Source organism: Planktothricoides sp. SR001, assembly GCF_001276715.1.
GTDB lineage: Bacteria > Cyanobacteriota > Cyanobacteriia > Cyanobacteriales > Laspinemataceae > Planktothricoides > Planktothricoides raciborskii.
Genome location: NZ_LIUQ01000117.1, coordinates 1 through 4,480, shown reverse-complemented (window position 1 = coordinate 4,480; position 4,480 = coordinate 1). Strand labels below are relative to the sequence as shown.

The window sequence follows — 4,480 nt, the reverse complement described above, 5'->3', positions numbered from 1 at the left end:
AATTGATGACACGCCCTAGTAAGATTTGTGACTCTACAGATAATTTCTGGCGACGCCCCCCACCTCCTTTAATTAACCTGATTTTAGTTTTTTCTTTTTCCTCTCGGATTTTTTCCTCTAATAACTGCGCGGATTGAATCAGTTCTATAAGTTGCTCATATTCCATCCCTAATAGCCTTTTTGCTTCTTGGGGATTTTTGTCCAGATAGTCTTTTAATTTACTCATCTATAATCCTCGCTAAAATTCTATTGTACCATAAATCATCCCGCATAGTTTTTATTTCGGAGATGTCTAATCCCTGATAGGGATTCAATGTAGTTGCAACGCGGGTTGGGGGATTCGATTAATGGTGTAATTTATGTTTCAATCCCTGATAGGGATTCAATGTAGTTGCAACAAAAAGCCCCTTCCTCACCCAGAGGCTCCGGTCGCGTTTCAATCCCTGATAGGGATTCAATGTAGTTGCAACGGTTAGGCAATTATTTCGGTGAGGTGGCCGCAGAAGTTTCAATCCCTGATAGGGATTCAATGTAGTTGCAACCTTTGATTGGCGATGCGATTCGCTCTTTGGTTGCTTGCGTTTCAATCCCTGATAGGGATTCAATGTAGTTGCAACTCAAAAGCATTCAAAATTGTCTCTACATCGCTCAAGTTTCAATCCCTGATAGGGATTCAATGTAGTTGCAACCCCAAAACCCACAGTAGCCAAGGGTGTAGGGGTTTTTGCGTTTCAATCCCTGATAGGGATTCAATGTAGTTGCAACGAATGTCAACAGTCACCATAATTTTCTCTAAACAACGTTTCAATCCCTGATAGGGATTCAATGTAGTTGCAACCAAAGACACTACAGAAATCCTTCAAAGGTGGTTCGTTTCAATCCCTGATAGGGATTCAATGTAGTTGCAACTTGAAACACGCTGAAACCCACGCAACTGGTGGCACTGTTTCAATCCCTGATAGGGATTCAATGTAGTTGCAACGGCATAATTTTTTTGGAGCTATACCATTGAGCAAATCTGTTTCAATCCCTGATAGGGATTCAATGTAGTTGCAACCGCCCCCAGGCCCGTGGTTGAATGTCGCTGGCGAACTTGTTTCAATCCCTAATAGGGATTCAATATAGTTGCAACGATGGGCTTGGTTCGCCGCTACTACACTCAAGGCGAGTTTCAATCCCTAATAGGGATTCAATATAGTTGCAATTCAAAATTGACTTTCTAGAGCATCTAGTCTTAACCGGGTTTCAATCCCTAATAGGGATTCAATATAGTTGCAACCTGGTGGGTTCCTATCACGGGCATCTGGCGGATAAATCCGGTTTCAATCCCTAATAGGGATTCAATATAGTTGCAACAAACAAACCTTCTAAATCATCGATCTCGCTATAAAGTTTCAATCCCTAATAGGGATTCAATATAGTTGCAACCTCTGCTGTAGGGGTTCTTTTTCCAGATGTCTCGCTTGTTTCAATCCCTAATAGGGATTCAATATAGTTGCAACCTGCCTACTCAGGAAATTGGTGCGATCGACTTGGCGGTTTCAATCCCTAATAGGGATTCAATATAGTTGCAACGCAAAGAGACAAACAGCACCGGCATCAATCCCTAGGTTTCAATCCCTAATAGGGATTCAATATAGTTGCAACCCCATAGGGATTCACGATGCCGGTAATTGCTCCGCCATTTCAATCCCTAATAGGGATTCAATATAGTTGCAACCAATGACTAGCTTAAATTTTCGATGTGCATCAGTGATTTCAATCCCTAATAGGGATTCAATATAGTTGCAACATTGCAGAATTTAGCGCCAATGGCGGATGAAATCATTTCAATCCCTAATAGGGATTCAATATAGTTGCAACCTGTCTGGTTTCATGCCTCACTGATGGCACCGTTATTTCAATCCCTAATAGGGATTCAATATAGTTGCAACTTTAATTACAAAATAAAGCAAAAGTCTAATCAATTACTTATTTCAATCCCTAATAGGGATTCAATATAGTTGCAACAGCGGATGCGGTTGTGGGCTGAGAAAGCCATAAATTTCAATCCCTAATAGGGATTCAATATAGTTGCAACCCAATCTGGAAACCGTGGCAGATTTTGAGGCGATCGAGAATTTCAATCCCTAATAGGGATTCAATATAGTTGCAACCACTACAGAGCAAAGGCTACAGCGATTTCCGCGTAGATTTCAATCCCTAATAGGGATTCAATATAGTTGCAACCAGCCGATCTTATGAGTATGGTTTGATTATTGAAATATTTCAATCCCTAATAGGGATTCAATATAGTTGCAACCCAGCCCTAATCTTTTCTCTAGAAATGGGAAAAGATGATTTCAATCCCTAATAGGGATTCAATATAGTTGCAACTTGGATGATCGGCAAGAAACTGGTTAACACCTTCAATATTTCAATCCCTAATAGGGATTCAATATAGTTGCAACTGGAGCATCTCTCTAATCAATATGGAGATGCGTCAGATTTCAATCCCTAATAGGGATTCAATATAGTTGCAACAATGTCCGACTTTCGCGAGTCAGGGTCCATTGAGCAGATTTCAATCCCTAATAGGGATTCAATATAGTTGCAACTCGGAACAATGAGCTTGTGGCCACTATACATCGATATTTCAATCCCTAATAGGGATTCAATATAGTTGCAACCGCTAATTTTCTTGGGGTCTAAAGCGCTCAGTGAAGTTTCAATCCCTAATAGGGATTCAATATAGTTGCAACCACCTGAACTGGAACCCAATCCAAAACCCAATCCAAGTTTCAATCCCTAATAGGGATTCAATATAGTTGCAACCTTCCGATTCCTTATGAGTTCCATCCTCAAATTGTTGTTTCAATCCCTAATAGGGATTCAATATAGTTGCAACCCGGCGTAGGCGAGAAGCCAACCACTCGACTAACTAGGTTTCAATCCCTAATAGGGATTCAATATAGTTGCAACCTCGGGAAGCGCATCGTTTACGGCAATGTACCGCCGTTTCAATCCCTAATAGGGATTCAATATAGTTGCAACTAGGTAGGTTATATGGCACGTCCTAGAAAGTCTGAGTTTCAATCCCTAATAGGGATTCAATATAGTTGCAACAAAAGGCGAGTCGGGGACAAAAATCTCGTTCTCAGTTTCAATCACTAATAGGGATTCAATATAGTTGCAACGGCTAATTTTTACCTTTAATATTGATTAAAAAATCGTTTCAATCCCTAATAGGGATTCAATATAGTTGCAACCGGTATCTCCAAAAATGGAGTGAAGGTGGGCATAGTGTTTCAATCCCTAATAGGGATTCAATATAGTTGCAACCTTAACGCGCTGATTCCGAACAGCCAGCGTCGCAACCTTGTTTCAATCCCTAATAGGGATTCAATATAGTTGCAACATCGCGCCCCCTTTCGTTGTCAATATCCAGGGCGGTTTCAATCCCTAATAGGGATTCAATATAGTTGCAACCCAATGGGCTATCATTCACGATTGAAATATTTACTCAATGTTTCAATCCCTAATAGGGATTCAATATAGTTGCAACCATGTAGAGCTACTTAATGGCACTGGCAATGAGTTTGTGTTTCAATCCCTAATAGGGATTCAATATAGTTGCAACGCTTAAATTCAAAGTAATAACATTCGTCTGGTAGCTGGTTTCAATCCCTAATAGGGATTCAATATAGTTGCAACTGCGGAATCTTACAGAAATTGGGTTAGCTCTTATCCGTTTCAATCCCTAATAGGGATTCAATATAGTTGCAACCATAATGCCCAGCAATTATCTGTTTCCATAATGGAGTTTCAATCCCTAATAGGGATTCAATATAGTTGCAACTCGTTTCGCACATATCGCAGCGTACACTTTCCGTAATGTTTCAATCCCTAATAGGGATTCAATATAGTTGCAACAATAGATGATTAATCTCTTCAAATCCCAAGTGGAAGTTTCAATCCCTAATAGGGATTCAATATAGTTGCAACGCTACGATCGCCGCCTCGATGTGTGCCCCCGCCCGTTTCAATCCCTAATAGGGATTCAATATAGTTGCAACCCCGCGCCCAACAGCCAACTAAAGAAGCGAAAGTTGTTTCAATCCCTAATAGGGATTCAATATAGTTGCAACGCCTGCGGAAACTGGGCTACACCCTCTCCAGGGATTTAGTTTCAATCCCTAATAGGGATTCAATATAGTTGCAACCGGAAAGCCAACGCAGCAAACTGGACAAAATAATCGAAGTTTCAATCCCTAATAGGGATTCAATATAGTTGCAACTAATGGAAGTGGGAGGATACTTGATAAAATGGTAGTTTCAATCCCTAATAGGGATTCAATATAGTTGCAACTTGTCATCATTCGTTAATTGGACTAAATTTAAATTGTTTCAATCCCTAATAGGGATTCAATATAGTTGCAACAGGGTCTATATCAACGCGGTATCGGCTGCCGAGGGGTTTCAATCCCTAATAGGGATTCAA

General features: G+C 40.4%; 1 pseudogene and 1 CRISPR repeat array. The pseudogene reads right to left on the bottom strand.

Annotation, left to right across the window (positions count from 1 at the left end):
* Positions 1-226: pseudogene (locus tag AM228_RS28475) on the bottom strand (IS5/IS1182 family transposase); the annotation flags it as partial.
* Positions 227-290: 64 nt separating this feature from the next.
* A CRISPR array of direct repeats spans positions 291-4,480; the repeat unit is 24 nt; unit sequence TTTCAATCCCTAATAGGGATTCAA.